At 71.5% G+C, this 22,721-nt stretch carries 20 protein-coding genes and 1 pseudogene; 14 read left to right on the forward strand and 7 right to left on the reverse strand.

The features are described from left to right. Nucleotides 1–41 precede the first annotated feature (41 nt). Together VQH23_RS13325 and VQH23_RS13330 are read left to right on the forward strand one after the other, a co-directional pair. Complete coding sequence (locus VQH23_RS13325; protein ID WP_338661219.1) at nt 42–1,241, forward strand: ELM1/GtrOC1 family putative glycosyltransferase; 1,200 nt, start codon at nt 42–44, stop codon at nt 1,239–1,241. 865 nt (nt 1,242–2,106) lie between these two features. After that, a complete protein-coding gene (locus VQH23_RS13330; RefSeq protein WP_338661220.1) occupies nt 2,107–2,538 on the forward strand; it encodes a hypothetical protein in 432 nt (143 codons plus the stop codon). A 23-nt stretch (nt 2,539–2,561) separates the two neighbouring features. Here the strand turns inward: VQH23_RS13330 and VQH23_RS13335 are convergent, their stop codons facing one another. From VQH23_RS13335 to VQH23_RS13350, 4 genes are read right to left on the reverse strand one after another with little or no spacing between them, the layout of a single operon-like run. Further along, nucleotides 2,562–3,518: an SDR family NAD(P)-dependent oxidoreductase gene (locus VQH23_RS13335; RefSeq protein WP_338661221.1), complete on the reverse strand. Its 957-nt coding sequence runs from the start codon at nt 3,516–3,518 to the stop codon at nt 2,562–2,564. Between the two features lie 10 nt (nt 3,519–3,528). Then, the gene (locus VQH23_RS13340; protein WP_338661222.1) at nt 3,529–5,304 is read right to left on the reverse strand and encodes a fatty acyl-AMP ligase; all 1,776 of its coding nucleotides are present in this window, start codon (nt 5,302–5,304) and stop codon (nt 3,529–3,531) included. Nucleotide 5,305: 1 nt separating this feature from the next. After that, complete coding sequence (locus VQH23_RS13345; RefSeq protein ID WP_338661223.1) at nt 5,306–6,064, reverse strand: phosphocholine cytidylyltransferase family protein; 759 nt, start codon at nt 6,062–6,064, stop codon at nt 5,306–5,308. Between the two features lie 16 nt (nt 6,065–6,080). Then, the gene (locus tag VQH23_RS13350; protein WP_338661224.1) at nt 6,081–6,827 is read right to left on the reverse strand and encodes a TetR/AcrR family transcriptional regulator; all 747 of its coding nucleotides are present in this window, start codon (nt 6,825–6,827) and stop codon (nt 6,081–6,083) included. 289 nt (nt 6,828–7,116) lie between these two features. Between VQH23_RS13350 and VQH23_RS13355 the strand changes: the two genes are divergently transcribed. Then, complete coding sequence (locus tag VQH23_RS13355) at nt 7,117–7,590, forward strand: NUDIX hydrolase (RefSeq protein WP_338661225.1); 474 nt, start codon at nt 7,117–7,119, stop codon at nt 7,588–7,590. A gap of 25 nt (nt 7,591–7,615) precedes the next feature. On the opposite strand, the gene VQH23_RS13360 is transcribed toward VQH23_RS13355, so the two are convergent. Both VQH23_RS13360 and VQH23_RS13365 read right to left on the reverse strand, forming a co-directional pair. Then, entirely contained in the window at nt 7,616–8,476 is an 861-nt protein-coding gene (locus VQH23_RS13360) for an ion transporter (protein ID WP_338661226.1), read from the reverse strand. Nucleotides 8,477–8,576: 100 nt separating this feature from the next. Continuing rightward, nucleotides 8,577–9,425, reverse strand: a complete 849-nt coding sequence (locus tag VQH23_RS13365) for a glycosyltransferase (protein WP_338661227.1) — start codon at nt 9,423–9,425, stop codon at nt 8,577–8,579. Nucleotides 9,426–9,697: 272 nt separating this feature from the next. Between VQH23_RS13365 and VQH23_RS13370 the strand changes: the two genes are divergently transcribed. Together VQH23_RS13370 and VQH23_RS13375 are read left to right on the forward strand one after the other, a co-directional pair. Then, entirely contained in the window at nt 9,698–10,675 is a 978-nt protein-coding gene (locus tag VQH23_RS13370) for a tripartite tricarboxylate transporter substrate binding protein (RefSeq protein WP_338661228.1), read from the forward strand. Between the two features lie 105 nt (nt 10,676–10,780). Next, complete coding sequence (locus tag VQH23_RS13375; protein ID WP_338661229.1) at nt 10,781–12,196, forward strand: hemolysin family protein; 1,416 nt, start codon at nt 10,781–10,783, stop codon at nt 12,194–12,196. Nucleotides 12,197–12,272: 76 nt separating this feature from the next. On the opposite strand, the gene VQH23_RS13380 is transcribed toward VQH23_RS13375, so the two are convergent. Then, nucleotides 12,273–13,460 (reverse strand): 2OG-Fe(II) oxygenase, encoded by a 1,188-nt coding sequence (locus VQH23_RS13380; protein WP_338661230.1) that lies wholly within the window; start codon nt 13,458–13,460, stop codon nt 12,273–12,275. A 619-nt stretch (nt 13,461–14,079) separates the two neighbouring features. Between VQH23_RS13380 and VQH23_RS13385 the strand changes: the two genes are divergently transcribed. From VQH23_RS13385 to VQH23_RS13425, 9 genes and pseudogenes are all read left to right on the forward strand, one after another. Then, entirely contained in the window at nt 14,080–14,916 is an 837-nt protein-coding gene (locus tag VQH23_RS13385) for a tripartite tricarboxylate transporter substrate binding protein (RefSeq protein ID WP_338661231.1), read from the forward strand. Between the two features lie 31 nt (nt 14,917–14,947). Next, the gene (locus VQH23_RS13390; protein WP_338661232.1) at nt 14,948–15,730 is read left to right on the forward strand and encodes a GntR family transcriptional regulator; all 783 of its coding nucleotides are present in this window, start codon (nt 14,948–14,950) and stop codon (nt 15,728–15,730) included. Beyond that, a complete protein-coding gene (locus VQH23_RS13395; RefSeq protein ID WP_338661233.1) occupies nt 15,723–16,304 on the forward strand; it encodes a cysteine hydrolase in 582 nt (193 codons plus the stop codon). Before VQH23_RS13390 ends, VQH23_RS13395 begins: the two co-directional genes overlap by 8 nt. Nucleotides 16,305–16,746: 442 nt before the next feature. Further along, entirely contained in the window at nt 16,747–17,580 is an 834-nt protein-coding gene (locus VQH23_RS13400; protein ID WP_338661234.1) for a TauD/TfdA family dioxygenase, read from the forward strand. Then, a complete protein-coding gene (locus VQH23_RS13405; RefSeq protein ID WP_338661235.1) occupies nt 17,577–18,569 on the forward strand; it encodes a tripartite tricarboxylate transporter substrate binding protein in 993 nt (330 codons plus the stop codon). The genes VQH23_RS13400 and VQH23_RS13405 overlap by 4 nt, the downstream gene beginning before the upstream one ends. Before the next feature lie 5 nt (nt 18,570–18,574). Next, a complete protein-coding gene (locus VQH23_RS13410; RefSeq protein ID WP_338661236.1) occupies nt 18,575–19,636 on the forward strand; it encodes an isocitrate/isopropylmalate family dehydrogenase in 1,062 nt (353 codons plus the stop codon). A 77-nt stretch (nt 19,637–19,713) separates the two neighbouring features. Beyond that, nucleotides 19,714–20,523: pseudogene (locus VQH23_RS13415) on the forward strand (acyl-CoA dehydrogenase family protein); the annotation flags it as partial. Between the two features lie 182 nt (nt 20,524–20,705). Next, a complete protein-coding gene (locus VQH23_RS13420; protein ID WP_338661237.1) occupies nt 20,706–21,911 on the forward strand; it encodes an ABC transporter substrate-binding protein in 1,206 nt (401 codons plus the stop codon). A 49-nt stretch (nt 21,912–21,960) separates the two neighbouring features. Continuing rightward, nucleotides 21,961–22,716, forward strand: coding sequence for an SDR family oxidoreductase (locus tag VQH23_RS13425; RefSeq protein WP_338661238.1), 756 nt, complete (start codon nt 21,961–21,963; stop codon nt 22,714–22,716). Nucleotides 22,717–22,721: the final 5 nt, after the last annotated feature.

Consider the following 22,721-nt stretch of genomic DNA (forward strand, 5'->3'; position numbering starts at 1 on the left):
CTCCGGCCGGGATCTACCCCTTGGGACCGCTGGAAGGCCGCATGGACGGTATGGAGAGCAGCGAGCGGCCGCGCATCTGGGCGCTGCTCGGCCCGCGCACCGGCGACAACAACGGGGTGCTGGCCCTGGCGGAGGCCGTGGCGGCGGAGACGGGCGGCGCGGTGAGGGAGGTGCGCCTCCGCCACAACGCCTTGCGGCTTCTGCCGCCATGGCTCCTCGGGGCCGGGCTGGCGAGCCTGGGCCGGGCCTCCCGCGCGCGGCTGGTGCCGCCCTGGCCGGACCTCGTCATCGGCGTCGGGCGGCGCAGCGTGCCGGCCGCGCGCTGGGTGCGCGCGCGCTCCGGCGGGCGCGCCCGGCTCGTCGGGATCGGGCGGCCGCGATGCGATCCCGCCCTCTTCGACCTGGTGGTGACCACGCCGCAGTACGGCGTGCCCCCCGGCCCCACCGTGCTGGAGCTGCCGGTCGCCCCGACGCGACAGACCCCCGCGCGGCTGGCGGCGGCGGCGGCGGCCTGGGGCGAGGCCTTCGCGGCCTTCCCCGCGCCGCGCCGGTCCCTCCTCCTCGGCGGCCCGTCCCCGCCCTGGCGGCTGGACGGGGAGGCGGTGGAGCGCGCCTGCCGCGCCCTGGTCGCGCGGGCGGAGGCGGAGGGCGGCAGCGTCCTCGCGGTCGCCAGCCGGCGCACCCCGACGGCCCTGGCCGGGCGGGTGCGCGATCTCCTGGCCGCAGCCCCGGTGCCGGCCGCGCTGCTGGAGGGCGAGGGGGAGCGGAACCCCTATCCCGGCCTGCTCGCCCTGTCGGAAAGCATCGCCGTCACCGCCGACAGCGTCTCGATGGTCTCGGACGCGCTGGCGGCCGGGCGGCCCGTCACCCTCATCCCCGTCCGGGCGGGCGCGCTCGGCGGCGCCCTGCTGCGCGGGATGCGCGCGCTGCGGCTGGCGGCGGCCGGCGGCCCGGCCCCACCCGCCCTGCGCGCGCTGGGCCGGGCCTGGGGCGCGCTGTTGGGCTGGCCGCGCGACCTCTGGTTCTTCTGGCGGGGGCTGGAGCATCACCGGCTGGCGAACGGGCATGCTGCCCCGCCGGACGCCTCAATGGACGCAACCGCGGCGGCGCTGGCGCGCATCAGGCCGCTGCTGCCGGGCGGTGCGGCCGGGGAAGCTGGCCCCGGCAGCGATCCGCCAGCGCCAGCGCGTCCGGGCGGATATGCCGCTCGCGGATCCCGTGCTCCACCTCCGCCCGGGTGACGGATCCCTCGTCCAGGCACTCGGCCAGCAGGGCGAAGAAGAAGGTCTCCTGCCGCGGGTCGGGATGGGGCTTGTACCGGGCCCGGGCGGTCCAGAGCCGCAGGAAGGGGCGCACCACCGCCGCCGGGATCGGGCCGAAGCCGCGGTCCCGCAGGGTGAAGTCCACGGGCAGGCCGGTCTTCCAGGGCTGGGTGCGGCGCTTGGTGGTGTGCAGCAGGCGCGTGTCGGGGGCCAGCCGGTCGAAGTCGTTCCAGACCGTCTCCAGCAGCCCGACCGTCTCGCGCGGCTCCCGCCGCAGCTCGATCAGGTCCACGTAGTCCAGCCGGTGCGCGAAAAGATCCTCTAGCAGCGCCTCGAAGCGCCAGTGCGGCAGGCGGGCGCAGTCCAGCAGCATGACGCTGGACGCGAGGTAATCCGCCGCGCCGTTGTGCCCGGGGCGGGCGCGGCACCATATGGCCTTGCCCTGGCGGTCGCGGGCGAAGAGCTCGCCCACGTCCCCGGCCGCGAAGACGTCGGGGTCCACCACCAGGGCCACGCCGGTGTGGCCCATGGCGTCGGGCACGGCGAAGCGGAGAGGGGTGAAGGATTGCAGGTCGTCCATTGTCCAGGGGCGGGCGTGCCCCGCGCGCAGGAAGCTCCGCCCCTCGGCCGCGCGCAGGGGCGCGGAATCCTCGGCCTCCAGCAGGCGCACCTCGAAGGAGTCCGGGTCCCTCGCGTTGCGGCGGAAGGAGTGGGCGGAAACCAGGGCGCCGAGCCGCTGCTTCGCGTTGGTGTGGATGAAGACCACCGGGCGGTCGGCAGACATGCCGGTGGGCGTGGCGGGCTGGCTCATCCGGTTCTCCGCGGCCGCCCGCTGGCGGCGCTGGTGCTGGTCTCGTCCCTGCTGGCGGGCTGCGCTGACGGGGGGACGGCGCCGCCTGATCCCGCGGCACGGCAGGCGTTGGCACGGTTCGACGGGCTATACCAGGGCCAGCAGCTCCCGTCCGGGGCCGTGGGGAACTGCCGGGCCCAGCCGCGCACCGTTTGGTTCCGGGTGCGGGACGGCGTCGTGGAGCTGCGGAGCTCCCGCCGGCGCCATTCCAGCACGCAGCGCCCCATCATGGCCGGCCGGGTCCGGGCGGACGGCGAGCTGGCGATGAACCGGGACGGATCGGACCGCTTCGCCGCCGGCCGGATCGAGGGCAACCGCCTGGCCGTGACGGAGCTTCCGCCCTCCATCGGCCCCCTGGCCGGGGGCAGCACCTGTCTCTACCGCTATGAGGCCGAGCGGCAGCAGGGGGATGAGGAGGCCGAGTAGGCCCGGCCGAGGCCGGCGGCAACTCAGCCACGGGGCAATTTGCGGTCCAGGCTGGCCCACCAGTCCAGCGTGTCCCGGAGCCCTTCCTCGAACCCGATGCGCGGGGTCCAGACGAGGCCGGGCAGCTGCCGCGCGGGGCTGGAGGACCAGTCCCGGTGCAGGATCTCCCGCGCCTTGCCGAGCCCGAAGATGCCGCCCCGCCCGGTGACCCGCGCCAGGGCATCCGCCGCCGCGCCGGCCGCCAGCATCGCGCCGTCCGGCACCCCCACGAAGCGCGGCCGCTTGCCGAGGGCGGCGGCGATGCGCCCCAGCAGCTCGCGCCAGCCATGGCCCGCGTACCGGGCGTCCGTGACCTCGAAGACCCCGCCCAGGGGGCCGGAGACGCAGAGGGTGGCGATGGCGGAGGCCACGTCCCGCGCGTGGACCATGGTGATCCGCGGCTCCGGCGCGCGCGGGGCCGGGACGATGACGGAGGTGGCCAGGCGCCGCAGCGCCAGTCCCTCCCGGTCCCCCGGCCCGTAGATCACGGTGGGCCGCAGCACCACCCAGCGCCCGGCCGGGCCGAGGGCGGCGATCGCCGCCTCCTCGCCCGCGCGCTTGCTTGCGGCGTAGGGGGAGAGGCCCGGTTCCCGTGCGGCAAGGGAGGAGAGGATGACGAGGCGCGCCTCCGGGGCCGCGTTGGCGACCGCCTCGGCCAGCCGCGCGCTGCCGTCCCGGTTCACCGCCATGAACTCGGCCGGCCCCCGCGCCTTGGTCAGGCCGGCGAGGTGGACCACGGCCCCCGCGCCCTCCACCAGCCGGCGCAGCGCGGCCGGGTCGGAGAGGTCGCCGGGCACGGCCTCGGCGGCCGTGTCGCCGGCCCGCCCGACATCCCGGACCAGCATCCGCACCTGCCAGCCCGCGGCCGCGAGCGCCGCGGCCGTATGCCTGCCCAGGAAGCCAGTCCCGCCGGTGAGCGCGACCAGCGGTTGCCCGCTCATCCCGCCCCGCTCATCCGGGCGGCGTCGCCTCGACGCTGGGGGCGAGCGGGTCCGCGCCGTCGGCTGGCTGGCTGGCGAGGTAGCGGCTGCGCGCGAGCGACCGGCTGAGCTTGCCCGAGGAGGTGCGGGGCAGCGTGCCCGGGGAGACGAGCACCACCCGCGCCTCCACCCCGTGGCGGGAGCGTAGCAGGCCGGAGACCTCCGTCGTCACCCTCTCCCGCGCCGCGCTGTCCGGCGCGCCCCGGGCCTCGACGAGCATCACCACCTGCTCCACCCCGTCCTCTTCCACTGAGAAGGCGGCGGCGTCGCCGCTGCGGGCGGTGGGAAGGGACTGCTCCACCGCCCATTCCAGGTCCTGCGGCCAGACGTTGCGGCCGTTGACGATGATCAGGTCTTTGGCCCGGCCGGTGATGACCACCTGCCCGCCCAGCCGGTAGCCGAGGTCGCCCGTCCTCAGCCATCCATCGGGCGAGAGCGCGGCCGCGCTCTCCTCGGGCCTGTTGTCGTAGCCCTGCATCAGCCCGGGGCCGCGCACCACGACGTGGCCGACGCGCCGCTCCGGCAGGGCCGCGCCGCCGGCGTCCCGGATCTCCAGCTCCGTGCCCGGCACGGGCGGGCCGCAGAGGGCGAATTCGCGCAGGCGCGCCGTGCCGTCCGCGGCGGGGGCGGCCAGACCCTCGCGCTCCAGCCGGTCCAGGTCCACCGTGTCCGTCACGAAGCCGCCGTCCAGCGGGGCGAAGCTGATGGCCAGCGTCGCCTCCGCCATGCCGTAGCTCGGCACGAAGGCACCGGCCCGGAACCCGTCCGGCGCGAAGGTCTCGGCGAAGCGGGCCAGCACCGCCGGGCGGATCATGTCGCCCCCGATCCCCGCCGCGCGCCAGGAGGAGAGGTCGAGCGGCGCCTCCCGCGCCGGGTCGGGCCGGCCGCGGCGAGTGCAGAGCTCGTAGCCGAAGCTCGGGCTGTAGGAGAGGGTGGCGCGGTGCGCGGAGATCAGCCGCAGCCAGAGCTGCGGCCGGCGCGCGAATTCCTGCGGTGAGAGGTAGTCCACCGTCACCTGCCCCGCCAGCGGCGCCAGCATGAAGCCGACCAGCCCCATGTCGTGGTACAGCGGCAGCCAGGAGACGGCCCGGTCCTCCGGCCCCAGCCGGAGGCCGTGCTGGAGAATGGAGCGGATGTTCTCCATCAGCGCGCGCCCGGTGACGGCGACGCCGACCGGGAAGCGCGTGCTGCCGGAGGAGAACTGCAGGTAGGCGACCTCGTCCTCGCCCAGCGGGTGCGGCTCGGGCAGCGCCGCCTCCCGCGCCTCGTCCACGGGCATCCCCGCCACGGTGCCGAAGATCGCGAGCCCCGCCCCGGCGGCGTAGGGCTCCAGCCAGGATTGCAGCGCGGCCGGCACGAAGAGGGCGGAGGCGCGGGACGCCTCCGTCAGTCGGGCGATGTGCTCGATGTAGGTCTCGCGCCCGCCGAAGGCGGTGGGTAGGGGCAGCAGCGCGGGGACGAGCCCGGCGTACTGGCAGGCCAGGAACACGGCCACCACGTCCGGGTGCGTCTCGGCGACGATCGCCACGCGGTCCCCGCGCGCGAGGCCGGCGCCGAGCAGCCGGCGGGCCAGGGCCCGCGCCTCCGCGCGAAGGGCGGCGTAGGGCAGGGCGCGGGTGGGCGCGCCCCGGCCGTCGTAGAAGGTGAAGCCGGTCTCACCCCCCGCGGCGTAGTCCAGCGCCTCCGCCAGGGCGGCGAAGGTGCCGAGTCGCTGGGGAAGGGTGTTGCGTGTCGGGAGCGCCTCCACCTCAGCCCACCCCTGCCGCCAGCGCGGGCGCCGCCCAGGAGTGGACGAGCGCCTCCGCCTGCTCCAGGTCGCCCGGGTAATCCACCTCGCCCCAGCTCAGGCCCTCGATGGAGGTGACGCGCACCTCGCCGGTTTCGGCAAGGGCGTGGATGACCGAGAGGTACCAGCGCCGCAGCCCTTCCGGCTGGCGCAGCGCCGCCTCCAGCCCCGCGGCGAAGAGGGCGCCGCCGCCGGCCTGGAAGCGCAGCATGCCGATGGACTCGCCGTTCGTCTCCGCGGCCGACAGGGTCTTGCCGATGGCGCGCAGGCGCGTGCCCTCGACCGAGACCTTCATGTCGTCCGCGTCGTAGGCGGGCTTGCGGTCGATCGTCACGGTGATCGGGGCGGCGGGCGCGGCCAGCAGGTGGCGCAGCACGGCGGGCTCGAAGAGGGTGTCGCCGTTCAGCAGCACCGTGTCGCCATCCTGCAGCAGGTCGCGCACCAGGAAGCAGCTGCCGATGTTCTCGGCCACCGCGAAGAAGGGGTTGAACCGCGTGCGGACACGCAGGCCCGGCGGGGTGATGCCGGGGAGCGCCGCCTCGATCGCCGCCGCCTCGAAGCCGGTGACGAGGGTGGCCTCCGCGATGCCGGCCGCGGCCAGGCCGCGGAGCTGCCACTCCAGGATGGACCGGCCGCCCACGCGCAGGAGGCACTTGGGCGCCCGCTCGGTCAGGGGAAGCAGTCGCTTGCCCTGACCGGCACAGAGGACGATGGCTTTCAAGGATGCTGATCCAGGTTCAGACAAGGGATTCTTCCTCGTGCCCGGTGCTGGCACGTTGTTTCATGCGGGCACGGTGGTCGGTGCCGGCCCTGTGGTCGGTGCCGGGGCAGGCCGGGGCCGATGGCGGCTGACGGGTCTCGGATGCTGCGAGAGGCGGGCCCTGCGGGCACCAGGCGCGGGTATCCGGGTCGTGGGGCCCGCCATCCTCGTCCTCGTCCGGCGGCGCGCCGTCCAGCAGCGCGAGGACATCGTGGCGAAGGCTGCGCCACTCCTCCTCGCCGAGCTGGATGAAGCCGAGGGCGCGCAGCATGTAGGCGCCCTCGGCGGCGAAGAGGGCGACCCGCGCCCGCCGTGCCTCCTCGGTCCGGAGGCCGAGGAGGCTGAAGCGGTCGCGATACCAGTTCTTGGTGCTGGCGAGGTGGTCGCGCGCCTCGATGAGGGCGGCCATCAGCCCGGCCGCGCGCGCCTTGCTCGCCTCGGTCATCGCGAGGCTGATCTCGATGTGCCCGCGCAGCGCATCCACGGGGCAGGAGGAGGCGCCGACGCAGGCCGCCAGCCGCGCCTCGTGCTCGCGCTCCCAGCGCTCCATCAGGGCGGCGATCAGGTCGTTCTTGGTGCCAAAACTGGATTGCAGGCCGCCCTTGGAACAGCCCGCGGCCCTGGCGACGGCGTCGATGGTCAGGCCCCGGGTCCCCTCGGAGAACAGGATGCCCTCGGCCAGGTCCAGGACCTTGTCGCGGTCGATCGTGGGGCGACGTCCCATGCGGCCCTCCCCGATCGGAACGAAAGAATACGTACGTATGGGCGTTTTCAGGCAGGGCCCCGCGAAATGCAAGATGCCGGGGGCGCGCCCGGAGCTGAGGGGCGGAAACCCGGCCGGGAGGCACCGGCGCCGGCCCGGCCACGCATGGGCGAAACCCGCGCGGCGGCCGGTGGGTTCGTGGAGCGTGGCGTCGGAGGGCGGGATGGCCGCAGCATCGTTGACCGGCTGGCTAACCGATGAGCGGGCCGCGGGTACCCCGCGCGGCCGCCCCGGCTGAGGAGTGCCGTCCTTGCCCCGCCGCCCCATCAGGCCGCGCCGGACCAGCTGCGGGGTCCTCGTCAGCGACGGGGCGCTTCTCCTGCTCGGCCACGCCGCGCGCTCCGTGCTCTGGGATATCCCGAAGGGGGTGGCGGAACCCGGCGAGACCTTCGCCGGGGCCGCGGCCCGCGAGCTGCGGGAGGAGACGGGGTTGCTGGCGGCGCCCGAGGCGCTGACCGATCTCGGGGTCCACTCCTACCTGCCGGGCAAGGACCTGGCCCTCTTCGCCTGGCGGGTGCCCGGCATGCCGGAACTGGATGCCCTGCGCTGCACCTCCCGCATCCCGCTGCGCGGCGGGGGATGGGTGCCGGAGTTCGACCGCTTCGCGATCCTGCCCTGGGACGAGGCGCTGGGGCGGGTGGGCAAGAGCATGGCGCGGGTTCTGGGCGAGCTCCGCGCCGCGCCGGGATGGCCCTTCGGCGGGGGCGGCCCCAAGGAAGCCTAGACTTGCCGGGCCCGCGCCCGCGGCCTTAGCCCCGCTCCGCCCGCAGCGCGGCGACCTCCGCCCGCAGGGCGCGCAGCTCCGACAGGAGCATCCCGCTGTCGGCATGGGCCGCGGAGGCGGCGGCGTCCGTGGCCGCCTGGGCCGCCCCGGCATCGGCGCTCTCGCGCGTCTCCCGCAGCGTCTGGATGCTCTCCACGATGACGCCGAGGAAGAGGTTCAGGACCACGAAGGTGGAGATGACGATGAAGGGGATGAAGAAGAGCAGGGCCCAGGGATGGTTCTCCAGGGCGGGCTTGACGATGTCGTCCACCCATCCCTCCAGCGTCATGAGCTGGAACAGGGTGAAGATGGAGTCCCCGAGGCTGCCGAACTTCTCCGGCACGCTCTCGCCGAAGAGCTTCGTCGCCATCACGCCGGAGACGTAGAACATCAGCCCCATGAGCAGCACGATGCTGCCCATGCCGGGAAGGGCGGCCAGCATGGCCCCGACCACGTTGCGCAGCGACGGGACGACCGAGAGGAGGCGCAGCACCCGCAGCACGCGAAGGGACCGCAGCACCGCGAGATCCCCGCCCGAGGGGGCCCAGGAGATGCCGATCACGAGCAGGTCGAAGATACCCCAGGGGTCCCGGAAGAAGCGGCCGCGGAAGGCGAAGATCCGCAGCGCCAGCTCGGCCGTGAACAGGAGGAGAAGGGCGCCGTCGATGAACTCCAGCACCGGCCCGAAGCCCGCCATGACCGTGTCCGAGGTCTCCAGCCCCAGGGTGACGGCGTTGAGGAGGATGAGGCCGACCACGACCCGCTGGAACCCTTCCGAGGTGACCAGCCGGGCGGCGCGCGCGCGCGAGGTCGGCGCAAGGTCCTGCGTCGACAGAACTTCCTGCAAAGCTGCAGCTCCGATGACAGGGAGTTAATGAGGGGCGGAGGGATTCCATCTTGTGCCGTGCGGCGCAAGAGGAGCCCCGCGCCGGGCGCGCGGCGGCGCCCTACTCCCGGCCGGCGCCGATGTTGCGCCAGTTTCGGCCGTCCTCGCGGTAGGACAGCTCCCAGCGCGTCCACCCCACCCGGTCCCAGTCGCGGATCATCTCATAGTCCGGCGGCAGCCCGGCGAGCGCCCGCTCATGGGCGTGCTCCACCAGCGCTACCGTCAGGTTGCCCGGCCCCGTCGTGGCCTGGATCTCGACGGGGCCGGTGGCGCCGAGGAGCGCGTCGGTGGCCCGTTCGAGCGCCCGCCTCAGGACGGGGTGGCCGGCGGGCGCGACCAGGGGATTGTTGTTCACGTAGTACAGGCGGTCGGGCCTCGGCCGGTCGAAGCGCCAGAAGCCCGCCACCTCCACCATGGACTGGCTGGGGATGTCGAAGGACAGGGGCTGCAGCTTCAGGCGGTCGTTGCCGTAGAGGAGGGGCCAGTCCCCCTCCGTCATCGCGTCGTCCGCATCCACGTAGAACCCGCCGGACGAGAGCAGGTAGCACAGGCGGAAGAGGTCGCTCCGCATCGCCGGGTGGTGGCACCGCGCGAAGGCCTCCAGGTGCCGCGGGCCGCAGGTCTCCCGGATATGCGCCGCGGCCGAGGCGTCGTCGAAGGTCAGGACCTCGAAGCCGTCCTCCCGCAGGGGGTTCCAGCTGTCCAGGCAGGCCTGGACGTCGGGCGGCACGGCGGCGGCGTCATCCCAGAAGCGGACGAGCACCTTCGGGATCCCGGCGGCGTTGGCGGAAGGATTTCCCTCGGCGCACTCCGCCACGAAGAGGCGGCGGACGAACTCCGAGCGCAGCGCGTCGACCTCGTGGAAGCCCCGGGGAAAGTCCGTCAGCGAGCGATCGGGGGCAAGGTTCATGCGCTCGGCCTTCCGTGGCGGGGAGGCCGGAGGATCCCACCCATCCCGCCGGCCTCCAAGCCACGCCCCCTGCCGGCGACACGGCCACGTCCCGGCTTGCCGCGCCGAGCGCGGCGATGCCCGGCTTGCCGCGCCGCGCGCGGCGATGTTAGAGCGCCGTCGCGGGGCCCGGTGGGCGGCCGTCACGGGAACGCTGGTCGAAGATCAACGCGCGCGGGGTGGGGTGCTGGTCGGCATCGCGCCGCCGCGCGCCTGTCCGGGACCTTGCGACGATGACGATCCTGAAGCGGCGCGGCGTGATCGCCGGCGCCCTCGGCCTTCCCTCCCTCCTGGCGCGCCCGGCCCTGGCGAACGGCTTTCCCGGCCGGCCGGTGCGCATCGTCGTGCCCTTTCCGCCCGGCGGCGCGACGGACGGCGCCGCCCGCGTCGTCGCCGAGTTCCTCGCCCAGCGCTACGGCACGCCCGTGATCGTCGAGAACCGCCCCGGCGCCAGCGGCGCCATCGGCGGCGAGGCCGTTGCGCGCTCGGCCCCGGACGGGCTGACCTGGCTCATCGCCTCCGCCTACCCCCTCGCCACGGGACCGCTGCTGAACACCAGGATGCCCTACGACCCCGGGCGCGACCTCACGCCGGTCTCAATGGTGTTCACGACGGACCACGTGATCACGGTGAACAGCTCGATGCAGGCGCGCAGCCTCGCGGAGTTCATCCCCGAGGCGAGGGCGCGCCGCCAGCCCGTGCGCTACGGCTCGCCGGGGATCGGCACCGGCTCCCACCTGATGGGGGAGCTGCTGCAGATGAAGACCGGGGCGGAGCTCGTCCACATCCCCTATCGCGGCCTGGCCGCGGCGGTGACGGACCAGCTCGCGGGGACGATCGAGATGATGATCGACCAGATCCCCACCTCGCTGCCGCACATCCGCGCGGGCAAGGTGCGCGCGCTGGCTGTCACGGGCACGAGGCGGCACCCCACCCTGCCGGAGGTGCCGACCGCGACGGAGCTCCTGCCGGGCTACGAGGCGCAGTCCTGGAACGCGATCGCGGTGAACGGCGCGACGCCGCCCGCGCTCGTCGAGCGCATCTCGGCCGACATCCGCGCCGCGCTGGCCGATCCCGCCACCCAGGCGAGACTGGCGCCCCTGGGCGCGGACTACGCCGGCAGCACGCCCGCGGAGATGGCCGCCGTGCTGCGGGCCGAGGTCGAGCGCTGGGAGCCGGTGATCCGCACGGCCGGGATCACCATGCAGTAGCCGGGGAAGGGGCTGTAGCAGCGGGGAAGGACGGATGGTCCTCTGCCATCCGCATTGCACGGCGTTCATGTTTGCGTCAGGTCGCCGTAAGCCTACCCTGTGACGGTGTCAGGTCGGGAACCGCCGGTTTCCGTTGTGGGGCTGGCGGGGGATGCGCTTCCCGGCCGCTCGCATCCGCTGGAGGCTATTCTGCTCGAGATTGCCGTCGTCCTCGTTCTCGTGGTCCTGAACGGGGTGTTCTCCCTCTCCGAGCTCGCAGTGGTCTCCGCCCGCCGCCCCCGGCTCCGGGCGATGGCGGAGGAGGGGCGGCCGGGGGCCAGGACCGCCCTGGCCCTCGCTTCCGACCCTGGCCGTTTCCTGTCCACCGTCCAGATCGGCATCACCCTGGTCGGCGTGCTGGCGGGCGCATTCTCCGGCTCCGCGCTCGGCGGGCGGCTCACGGCTTGGCTGATGGGGCTGGGTGTTCCCCAGTCCGTCGCCGACCCGGCCGGGTTCGGCGGCGTGGTGGCCGTGGTAACCTACCTCTCCATCGTGGTGGGCGAGCTGGTCCCCAAGCGCCTGGCCCTGAGCAACGCCGAGGGCCTGGCCTGTACCATGGCGCCCCTGATGAACGTGGTGTCCAGGGTCGCCGCCCCGCTGGTCTGGCTGCTGGACAACTCCACGGGACTGATCTTCCGCCTCATGGGCCGCGGCGACGAGCCGGAGGAGAAGGTCACCCAGGACGACGTGCGCTCGCTCGTTACCGAGGCGGAGCGGCACGGATCCATCGAGACCGCGGAACGCCACATGATCGCGGGCGTGCTGCGCCTGGGCGGCCGCCCGGTGAAGGGCGTGATGACGCCTCGCGGTGACGTGGACTGGATCGACGCCGCAGGAAGCCTTGACGCCATGAGGGAGGTGCTGATGCGGACGGCGCATTCGCGCCTGCCCGTGATCGATGGCTCCCCGGACATTGTCATCGGCGTCGTGCAGTCCCGCGCACTCCTGGCGGCCATGCTTCGCGGCGAGACGCTCGACCCGCGCGCCATGGCCCGCACCGCTCCCATGGTGCCGGACACGGCGGAGGCGCTGGAGATCCTGTCGACGCTCCGGAAGGCCGAGGTGCCGATGGCGCTCGTCCACGACGAGTACGGCCACTTCGAGGGGCTGGTGACGCCGACGGACCTGACGGGGGCCATCGTGGGCGGGTTCCGCTCCGACGAGGATCCCGGTGACGAGCAGGCGGCGGTCCAGCGCGAGGACGGCTCCTGGCTGCTCGGCGGGTGGATGCCCGCGGACGAGATGGCGGACACGCTCCGCCTCACCCTTCCGGCGGACCGGCCCTACCAGACGGTCGCGGGCTTCGTGCTGGACGCGATGAAGCGCCTGCCGCAGGTGGGGGAGGGCGTGGAGGTGGATGGCTGGCGCTTCGAGGTGGTGGACCTCGACGGGCGCCGGATCGACAAGGTGCTGGCCGCCCCGGCCAGGCCAGGCACCGTGCTCGCCACCCACCGCCCCGGAGGCGGGCCGCCCGTGCGGTGAGCGCCGCCCGGACCGGGATCACGCACCCGGCGCCGCCCCGGCCAACGGGCGGGGGGCGCGGGGTTCGCCGGGCCGCTCACCCCTGCGCGGCGGATCCGGCGGCCTCGCCCGCCCCGCCAAGGAAGGCGAGGTTCCGCTCCCTGAGCAGCGCCGCCTCCTCGTCGTACAGGAAGGGCAGGGTGGCGTAGCGGGTGCCGCGCGTCACCCGTGTCGCCTCGTGCAGCAGGGAGCAGGAGAAGACCACCGCGCCACCGACCGGCGCCCGGTAGCGCCGCGGCCCGAACTCCGGGAACCACAGATCCCCGCCGTCGAAGCTGTCGTTCAGGTTGATCGTCACCGCGAAGCGCCGATGGGCCGTGCCCTTGGTCGTGTTGTCGCGGTGCGCCCGGAAGTGGCCGCCATCGGCCGCGTCGTAGCAGGAGACGATGTAGCGCTCGATCCGGGTGGCCTTGAACTGGAACGCCCTCTGGATTTCGGGGAGGAGGCGCCGCTGGAGCTGGGCGCGCAGGGCGGCTCGCACGGGCTCCTCGGCGATCTCGTGGTCGCGCCGGCGCTTGTGGGCGGCGTCCAGCATCCCGACCGTGCGCCCGTTCACCTCCCGCATGAAGCCGCTCTCCTGCCCGCCGTGCCGTTCATAGAGGGCGATCAGCTCCCGGCAGAACTCCGGATCCAGGATCCTCGGCAGTGCCAGCACGGGAGCGACCGGCTCGAAGCCGGCGGGCTGACCCGGCGGCGGAAGCGAGCGGAGATGGTCGAGGAGCGCGTTGAGCCCTCCCAAAGGGGCCGTGGCGAGAACCCGGAGCGCCGGGTCGAGCAGGAGGGCCGCCCCGTGATAGACGGGACGCTGGTCGGCGCCCTCGCCCGGCAGGAGGGCCCCGAAGAGGCGGCTGACGGCGAGGTCGTGGTCGCGGAAGACCCTCAGCCCCGGGTAGTGGTCGCGGACGGTCGCGAGCGGCCCGGCACCGCGGCGGGCGCTGTCGTCGCCGGCCGGGGGCGGGTCCGCGGTGACGGCGAAGGCGCAGGCCCGGCTGTCATCCAGAAGTCCGCTGGCCTGGGCCGCGCGCAGCATGTTCCAGGCGGCCGTGGTCTGGGCATGGGCCGGGACGGAGCCGAGGAAGACCAGCACCACGTACCGCCCGGCGACGCTGTCGAAGGTGTATCGCGGGTTGCTGTCGGTCCTGGCGCGGAACCTGGGAACGGGATCGCCCGGCCTGAAGCGATCGAGCGGGGGCAGGCCGGGTCTCGGAGCGCTGTCGTCGGGCATGGGCGTTCCAGCGGGTGTCGTCGCCAGCATGGCTACCATTCCGGGCCTGCTGTCCGGAATATCCGCTGCGGCCGGACGGGCTGCCCGGAGATCGCTGTCCCGGGAGGACGGAAGTATGCGGGGTGTAGGTGACCCCATAACCGTACACTCGCGAACTGACCAAACTGCTGTTTTAGCTTACCCCAGATGCCAGTGTACCATTTTCGGGTTGAAGCCATAACCGGAGATTCCGGCGGCTTTCCCGGCCACTACCGTTCACTGCCCGGACCCCTCGCGAAGCACCGTTCCTCGAATGCTGACAGAGGCCGCCAGAACTACTTCGAAGGTGGGAAGACCGGCTGGGCCTCCGCAGCATAACGGCTTGCGACGACCAAAATAAAATGCATTATCCGCCCCAACAAGAGGTTCTGCACTGCAGGACGAGGGGAGGCTGGCCGGAATGGTAGCTGTCATTCGCAAATCTGGCCTCCTGGGCCGTCGCGCCATGCTGCTCGGTGCCGGGGGCGGGCTGACCGCGGGGTGGCCGGGACTTGGAGCTGCGCAGCAATCCGAGGGGCGTTATCCCGGTCGTGCCATCCGCCTCGTTGTCCCTTATGGTGCGGGAACCAGCACCGACACCATGGCGCGGCTTATCGGCCCCGTCATGGCCAAGGTTCTCGGCCAGCCGGTCGTCGTCGAGAACCGCCCCGGGGCGAGCGGCGCTGTTGGCAGCGAGGCGATCGCCAGGTCCGCGCCGGATGGTTACTCGCTCCTACTGGGGGCGGTCGCATCCCATGCGATCCTGCCTACGCTGATGCCGAGGTTGCCCTATGATCCGCTTCGCGATTTCACGGCCATCTCGCTGACGACGAACGCACCGAACCTGCTGGTGGTGAACCCGAAGGTCCGGGCGCGGACGTTGCCGGAGTTCCTCGACTGGGCCCGCCAGCAGCGCGACAAGGTGGCCTACGCGTCCGCCGGGAACGGCACCTCTAGCCATCTCGCGGGAGAGCTCCTCGTGCTGCGCACGGGAGCTCCGCTGGAGCACGTGCCCTACAGCAGCGGGGCTCAGGCCGTGACGGACGTCATCTCTGGCCAGGTGCCGATGCTCGTCTACCAGGTCACGGCGGTCCTGCCTTACGTGCGCGAGGGATCCTTGCGAGCGCTGGCCACCACTTCAGACGCGCGGCTGAGCTGGACGCCCGACGTCCCAACCGTCCAGGAGGCGGGAATCCGCGATTTCGACGTGGCCGCCTGGCACGGGCTCTTCGGCCCGGCCGGACTTCCGGCGCCGATCGTCGACGCCGTCTACGCTGCACTCAGGACCGCACTGGACGACCCTGGGCTGCGGCCCCGGATCCAGGACCTTGGGCTTGTGCCGGTGGGGATGCTCCCGGCGGAGTTCAGCCGCTTCTTGGCGACCGACATCGTCCGGTGGCGCGAGGTCATCCACGCCGCCAACGTCAAGGCGGACTAGCCCGCAGGACGCAGTGAAGGAACTGGCGAGATTGTTCCTGCGACATCAGGCATCGTATGAGATCCCCTTAGGCCGGTCGGCCCAGCAAGAAGGGATCAAGGGAGCCGTGGAGTACCGCACCAAAGAGGAACAGGTCGCCGATCACCTCCGCGAGGCCATCCTATCCGGCCACTTCCCTCGCGGCACACGCCTGAAGCAGGCCGAGGTTGCGAGAACGCTTCAGATCAGCATCACACCCGTGCGGGAGGCTCTCAAGCTTCTCGAGGCAGAGGGGTACATCAGCGGCAGCTCCTACAAGGGTGCGGTGGTGGCGCCTCTCGACGTCGCAGCCTCCGTAGAGACCTTGAACCTGCGGATCCTGCTTGAAGGGCAGCTGATCCGGCATGCGGTCGAGAGGGCCACCACGGAGGACCTGCGCCTGATCCGAGGCCTCGCCGACGAGTTCGCGGACGCGGTCAGGAGGAAGGACAGCGCCGAGGCCCGTGCCTCCAATTATCGTTTCCACAAGCAGATGTACGCTACGGCGAACCTGCCGCAGACCCTGCACTTCGTGCAGATCCTGTGGGCCCGCTACCCGTTCGACGTGATCAACCGGGTCGAGGGACGCGCGGTCACGGCCGTCGAGGAGCACGAGGAGCTCCTGCGGGCGATGATCGAGGGCGACCTCGCTGGCGCGATGCTCGCCCTGCGGCGCCACATCGAGGCGGGGTGGGCAACGGTGAAGGACGAAACGGAAGGCGGGGGGGACCACCCGCCTGCCATCCGTGTCCGTAGGACGCCGCGGAGCGGCAAGGAGGAGAGACGGAATGAGTGACTCAGTGCTTCTCGTAATGGACATGATGAATGATCTGATCCATCCGGAGGGACCCAACGCGAAGACATACGCTCCAATCGTTGCGGAGCGCGGCGTCATCGAGCGGACGCGCGAGCTGATCCGCAAGGCGCGGGGAGCGAGGATGCGGGTGGGGTTCGTGCGCGTGGGTTTCTCGCCCGATTACGTCCAGTGCCCGCCCAACTCCCCGGTCTTCTCCGCTGCGCGGCAGAAAGGGCTGTTCAAGCTCGGCAGTTGGGGGACCGAGGTTCATCCGGCTCTGGAGCCCCAACATGATGACCTGGATATCGTGAAGCACAGGGTCAGCCCCTTCTACGGTACTTCGCTTGAACCCACCCTGAGAGCCCTTGGGGCAAAGCGCCTCTTCCTTACTGGCGTCTCGACGAACGGCGTCGTGCACACGGGCGTCCGCGAAGGACACGATCGCGACTATGCTTGTGTGGTCGTAGAAGACTGTTGCACCGGGATTTCCGACGAAGAGCATCGCAACGCCGTCTTCTGCATGCAGCGCTTCGCCAAGATCCAGACCGTTGACGAGGTCGACCTCTCCACCTGAGCCGATACTGCTGCCTCAGGCACAGTGCCAAGCGGTCTGAACCATCCCGCCGTCGGGTGAGTGCCCGAGACGGGAGATTTGAACTCCCGGGAGACCGGATGTCGGGTGGCGCTTGTACCCATCCAACTCGCCCGCACCCTCCAGCGAATTGCAGAAGAAAACAGGCGCACGACAATCAGCCCGCTTGTGAGCGCCAAAAGAATGCATTATGCATCATCTATAGAGGCGCTCCACGATGCTGGTTCCGGTCGGTGTCGCCGGGGTGCTTCCCGAGATGCTTGGCGCGCCGGTTCTCAACCTGCCCCGGCGGGCATCGCCGGACGGATGCTCTGTCCGGGCGCCCTGGTGTTTGGCGGCGGAGCGCCTCTCCCCGTCCTGATGCACAATCTTATGGAGGAGACGACCATCATGACTTTCAATCACTCGAAGAAGTGGGGCCGCCATGAATAGCATCACTCCGCAGATCACAGCCCGCCCCATTGCTGGGGCTCTCGGCGCCGAGGTCTACGGCGTCGGTCCGCTCGCCAAGGCCTCCGACGAGACCATCGCGCGTATCCGCGAGCTCTGGCTCGAGCACTCGGTCATCTTCTTTCGTGACCAGCCGCTGGAGCCCAAGGACTTCGTTGCTTTCGCCCGGCGCTTCGGGGACGTGGTCCACTATCCCTTCCTCAAGGGGCTGGACGAGGCGCCGGAGGTGATCACCGTCGCCAAGCGCGAGGACGAGCGCGTCAATTTCGGCGGCCTCTGGCACACGGACACGGCCTACCTGGACCAGCCGCCCATGGCGACGATGCTGGTGGCGCGCGAGCTCCCGCCCTTTGGCGGCGACACGCTCTTCGCGAGCGCCTACGCGGCCTACGACGCGCTCTCGGACGGCATGAAGAAGCTGATCGACCCGCTGAAGGCCATCAACAGCTCCGCCAAGGCCGAGAAGACGCGCACGCGCGAGGACCGCAAGGCGGGCGAGGAGCGCAAGGTGCTGGAGGCCGCGCATCCGGTGGTGCGAACGCACCCCGAGACGGGGCGCAAGGCACTGTACGTCAACGGTGGCCATACGCTGCGCTTCGAGGGCATGTCGGAGGAGGAGAGCGCGGGCCTGCTCGCCTACTTGTTCGAGCACCAGGTCAAGCCCGAGTTCACCTGCCGCTTCCGCTGGGAGCCGGGGTCCATCGCGTTCTGGGACAATCGCTGCGCGCTGCACAACCCGGTGAACGACTACCACGGGTACCGGCGGATCATGCACCGCGTGACCCTCGCTGGAGATACGCCGAGGTGATACTTGCGCTGACCGGCGCATCCAGACGGGCGGTGTTGGCGGGGATACTGTCCCTGCCAGCGATCGCCCGGGCCCAGACGCCCTGGAGCGCGACGCGCTCCGTATCGCTGGTGGTGCCCTTCGCCGCGGGCGGGACCACGGACGTGATGGCGAGGCTCCTGGCCGAACAGCTCAGCCAGCGCCTCGGTCAGACCGTGGTGGTAGAGAACGTCACGGGCGCGGGTGGCAACATCGGTGCGGAGCGCGTTGCCCGGGCATCGGGCGACGGACACACGGCGCTCTTCGCCCACGTCGGGGTGTTCGCAATCAACGGCCACCTCTATCGCTCGCCGGGCTTCCAGAGCGAGCGGGACTTCGCGCCCGTGGGGGTGGTCTGCACCAACCCAATGGTGCTCCTGGTCTCCGCCCGGTCCGGAATAGCGGATCTTGAGGAGTTGCTTCGCCGGGCCAGGGGCGGGGACCTGCGGATTGCGACCTCTGGCGCGGGCTCGACCCTGCATCTCGCGGCGCTGCAGTTCCTGGATGCGGCGGGAGGGCGTGCGGATCTCATACCCTACCGCGGGGGAGCTCCCGCCGTGAACGACCTGCTAGCGGGGCAGGTGGACATGCTCATTGAGCAGGCCTTCAGCGCCGTCCCCAACTCCCGGGACGGCATGGCCAAGGCGCTCCTGGTCACAGGCGCCAAGCGGCTCGATGTGCTGCCTGCGGTGCCCACGGCAGGCGAGGCTGGCCTGCCTGGCCTCGACATGGAGGTCTGGAATGCCCTCGCGTTGCCCTCCGCCGCGCCCATGCCGGTCCGGGCCGCCTGGGAAGCCGCCCTGGCGGCCTCGCTGAAGGAGCCGTCGCTGAGGCGCCGCTACGAGGGGATGATGGGCCGGATCCCGGCCGGGCAGGAGGCGACGGCCGCACATCTGGCCGTGCTGATCGCAAACGACACGAGCCGCTGGGGCGAGGTTCTGCGCCACATCAACGCGGCGAAGATGGATTGAACGAGATGCGCATCCTGGTTCTCCCTGGGGACGGGGTCGGCCCTGAGATCACGGCTGCTACCCTGGCCGTGCTCGACGCGGCGCGGAGCCGCTTCTCCTTGTCCCTGGAGTTCAAGAACGACGTGGTCGGCCGGGAGAGCCACCGGCTCCACGGTACCACGGCCCGGGGTGAGCTGCTGGACGAGGCCCGCAGGTCGGACGGGGTCATGCTCGGCCCGGCCGACATCCTGGAGAGCGACGACGAGCGGCGAGGGGAGATCAATCCCTCGAAATTCTTTCGCAAGGGCCTGGATCTCTTCGCCAATATCCGCCCCTGCCGGACCTATCCCGGCTTCGTCGGGAAGGTCGGCGAGTTCGACCTGGTCGTAGTGAGGGAGAACACGGAGGGCTTCTACGCCGACCGCAACATGGAGGCGGGGAACGGCGAGATCCTGGTCACGCCGGAGGTGGCCATCTCGCTGCGCCGGATCACCCGGGCCTGCAGCCTTCGCGTCGCGCGGGCTGCCTGCGAACTGGCCATGCGCCGCGGGCGCCACGTCACGGTCGTGCACAAGGCCAACGTGCTCAAGGTAACGGACGGTCTGTTCCTCGGTGCCTGCCGCGAGGTGGCCGCCGACTACCCGGACATCTCGCTCGAGACAGTGCTGGTGGACTCCATGATGGCCCATGTCGTGCGGGATCCCCGGCGCTTCGACGTGGTCGTCACCACGAACATGTTCGGCGACATCCTCTCAGACCTAACAGCCGAGCTCTCGGGTAGCCTCGGGCTGGGCGGGTCGCTGAATGCCGGGGCGGAGCACGCCATGGCCCAGGCCGCTCACGGGTCGGCGCCGGACATCGCCGGAAAGGACTTGGCCAATCCCTTCTCGCTGGTGCTCTCGGCGGCGCTGCTCCTGTCCTGGTACGGGCGCCGGACCGGAAAGGGAGAGTTCGCGGCCGCCGGTGACGCAATCGAGGCCGCAGTCTCCGACGCCATCAGTGCGGGGGAGACGACACGGGACATCGGCGGCCACCTCGGCACGGCCGCGACCGCGGAAGCGCTCGCAGCCCGCATTCGCGCGCACTGACCCGCCCTCCTCCCACGCATGCGGAGGCCGTGGTGCCGCTGCTGCGCAGACTGCTGGAGGAGGCGGCGTCCTCGGGCGTGGCCCACGAGCCCAACACGGGGTCGGACCTCGGCAACCTTCGCACCCGCGCGGTGCGGGAGGGTGCGGTCTACAAGATCTACGGCGCCAAGACCTGGATCACCCACGGCTCGCGCTCCGACCTCATGACGCTGCTGGTGCGAACGGGCGCGCCGGGATCGGGCTACAAGGGCCTGTCCATGCTGCTGGCGGAGAAGCCGCGCGGCACGGAGGGCGATCCCTTCCCTGCCCCGGGCATGAGCGGGGCGGAGATCCCCGTGCTCGGCTACCGCGGCATGAAGGAGTACGAGATCGGCTTCGACGGCTTCGAGGTGCCCGCCTCCTCCCTGCTGGGCGGGGTGGAGGGCCAGGGCTTCAAGCAGCTGATGGAGACCTTCGAGAGCGCGCGCATCCAGACCGCGGCGCGGGCCCTGGGCGTGGCGCAGAACGCGATGGAGCTGGGCGCCGCCTACGCCACCACGCGCGAGCAGTTCGGGCGGCCCATCCTGAAGTTCCCGCGCGTGCACGCGAAGCTGGCCTGGATGGCGACGGAGACGATGATGGCGCGCCAGCTCTCCTACTTCGCCGCGCGCACGAAGGACTCCGGCCAGCGCTGCGACATGGAGGCGGGGATGGCGAAGCTGCTGGCCGCGCGCGTGGCGTGGAGCAACGCGGACGCCGCGCTGCAGATCCATGGCGGCAACGGCTACGCCATCGAGTACCCCATCAGCCGCGTGCTCTGCGACGCGCGCATCCTCTCCATCTTCGAGGGCGCGGCGGAGATCCAGGCGCAGGTGATCGCGCGGGGACTGCTGGGACGGGTGAGTTAGTGCTCCGACGAGGGACGGAGAGCCGAACTGCTCACAAGCTTGGATGCATAATGCATTATTCGTTGACGTTCGGCCAAGTTGCGACGAAGCTCCTGGGAAAGGTTGGCCGGGCAGGATGTTGCGCGGGCGCCATCAGAAAGGGCCACCGGAAAGGCGGCCACTGGGGATCCAAGAAGATGACAATGAGCCGAGCCCAGTTCCTGTCGGCATTGGCTGCGTCGGCGCTGGCACCGTTGGCGCGCCCCGCGCGGGCACAGGGTGCCGTGCCGGGAATCGACGCTGCAACGAAGACGGTCACGGTCGGCGCCTTCACGCCCGTCACTGGGCCCGTGCCCTTCTATGCCATCCTGACCCGGGCCGCCGATGCATTCTTCAGGTACAAGAACGAGAATGGCGGGATCCGGGGGTGGCAGGTCCGGTACGCCACCATGGATGACGGATACGAGCCCTCCCGCAGCGTCGCCGTGACCCGTCGACTGGTGGAGGAGCAGGGCATCTTCGCCCTGGTCGCGCCGGTCGGCACCGCGACGAACGTGGCCGTCATCCCCTACGCCCGGGAGCAGGGCCTGCCGATGATCGGCCCGATCGGGGGCGCCTCTGCCTTCTTCACGGAGAAGCACGTCTTCCCGCTGTTGCCGGACTATGGCTGGTCGGCCGCCGCGAACACCGAGCACGCGATCGACGGGCTGAAGCTCCAGCGCGTTGCGCTCCTGTGGGAGAACGACGAGCTCGGCCGCTCCGCAAAGCGCGGCTTCGACAAGTACATGGCGTCGCGCAACATGGAGCCTGCGGAGTCGCAGTCCTTCGACGTGCGGGCGACCGACTTCACGCCGCAGATCCGCCGCCTGATCAGCGCGAGGGCAAAGGCGGTGGTGATGTTCGGCTCCAATGCCAACCTCGCCGCCGCCCTGCGTTCGGCGAGCCGCAGCGGCTTCCGCGCCACCTGGTTCGCACCCTTCTTCACCGCCGACCCATCCACCTACCGCCTCGCCTCCGAGCTGCTGGACGGGACCTACTTCTCCTCATGGCTGCTGCCCGTCAGCGGGTCGGAGCCGGAGGTGGAGGCCTACCGCCAGTCCGCCGCGAAGTACGCTCCCAACGACCCGATCGGGGTCTTCGGGCTGAATGGGTGGAGCAACGCGGCCCTCTTCGCCTCCGGGTTTGAGCGGCTCTTGGACAGCGGCAAGCCGCTGACGCGCCCCAACCTGATCGAGGCAATGGAGGGGCTGACGAACGCTGCGGTCGGCGGCGCCCGCAATGTTTCCTTCCAGCCCGGCGACCACCGCGGCACCCGTCAGGAAGGAATCATCCAGGCCAAGGGCGGGCAGTTCAGCCTCGTCCGGGAGTTCCGGCCCTACCCGGCCGCGGCGTTCGACCTCCCGACCTGAGCAGGCAACGACTGCGTCCGACCGACGAAGCAGCCAAGACAGGACAGACATGACAAGCATTCCGATCAGCGCGCCCGCGCGGATGGACGGCCGAGTGGCCATCGTGACCGGCGGGACCGGCGGCATTGGGCGGGCCGTCTGCGCCGCCCTTGCGGAAGCCGGGGCGAAGGTCGTGGCCACGGACCTCCACCAGGCTCCCGCCGGAACGGTGATGACGCCGGGAGTCACCTTCATGCGGTGCGACGTAACGTCCCGGGCCGGGACGGAGGCGATGATCGACGCGGTCCTTGCGGAGCATGGGCGGGTGGACGCGCTGGTCCTCTGCGCGGGCACGATCGCGAACACGCCCCTGGCGGAGAGCGAGGACGACGAGTGGAGGTCCATCCTCGACGTCAACCTCATGGGCGTGGTGAACCCGCTGCGAAAGCTCTACCCCCTTATGGTGCAGAGCGGCGGCGGCAAGATCGTCGCCCTGGGCTCCATCGCCGCCAAGATCGGCGGCGTGGCGTCCGGGCCCGCCTACGTCTCCGCCAAGTCGGCGGTGCACGGGCTGATGAAGTGGGTCGCGAAGTCTGGTGCCCAGCACGGCGTCTTCGCCAACACCATCGCGCCCGGCCCGGTGGAGACGCCCATGTGGCAGACCGTGACCGGCCGCGCGCCGCCCTCTGCCAACGGCAGCGTTCCGCTCGGGCGCTTCGGCCAGCCCGAGGACATTGCGCAGGCCATCCTGTTTCTCTGCTCGCCCGCGTCGAACTGGATCACGGGAACCGTGCTCGACGTGAACGGCGGCATGTTGATGGATTGAGGCGA

Origin of the sequence: Pararoseomonas sp. SCSIO 73927 (assembly GCF_037040815.1) — a bacterium.
Classification (GTDB): Bacteria; Pseudomonadota; Alphaproteobacteria; order Acetobacterales; family Acetobacteraceae; genus Roseomonas.

Bases quoted from the DNA above. Each gene is read 5' to 3' on its own strand.
- VQH23_RS13325 (WP_338661219.1), top strand. From the start codon at position 42: ATGGACGGTATGGAGAGCAGCGAGCGGCCGCGCATCTGGGCGCTGCTC.
- VQH23_RS13365 (WP_338661227.1), bottom strand. From the start codon at position 9,425: ATGAACCTTGCCCCCGATCGCTCGCTGACGGACTTTCCCCGGGGCTTC.
- VQH23_RS13380 (WP_338661230.1), bottom strand. From the start codon at position 13,460: ATGCCCGACGACAGCGCTCCGAGACCCGGCCTGCCCCCGCTCGATCGC.
- VQH23_RS13410 (WP_338661236.1), top strand. From the start codon at position 18,575: ATGCGCATCCTGGTTCTCCCTGGGGACGGGGTCGGCCCTGAGATCACG.
- VQH23_RS13395 (WP_338661233.1), top strand. From the start codon at position 15,723: ATGAGTGACTCAGTGCTTCTCGTAATGGACATGATGAATGATCTGATC.
- VQH23_RS13385 (WP_338661231.1), top strand. From the start codon at position 14,080: ATGGCGCGGCTTATCGGCCCCGTCATGGCCAAGGTTCTCGGCCAGCCG.
- VQH23_RS13400 (WP_338661234.1), top strand. From the start codon at position 16,747: ATGAATAGCATCACTCCGCAGATCACAGCCCGCCCCATTGCTGGGGCT.
- VQH23_RS13350 (WP_338661224.1), bottom strand. From the start codon at position 6,827: ATGGGACGTCGCCCCACGATCGACCGCGACAAGGTCCTGGACCTGGCC.
- VQH23_RS13335 (WP_338661221.1), bottom strand. From the start codon at position 3,518: ATGAGCGGGCAACCGCTGGTCGCGCTCACCGGCGGGACTGGCTTCCTG.
- VQH23_RS13420 (WP_338661237.1), top strand. From the start codon at position 20,706: ATGAGCCGAGCCCAGTTCCTGTCGGCATTGGCTGCGTCGGCGCTGGCA.
- VQH23_RS13370 (WP_338661228.1), top strand. From the start codon at position 9,698: ATGACGATCCTGAAGCGGCGCGGCGTGATCGCCGGCGCCCTCGGCCTT.
- VQH23_RS13425 (WP_338661238.1), top strand. From the start codon at position 21,961: ATGACAAGCATTCCGATCAGCGCGCCCGCGCGGATGGACGGCCGAGTG.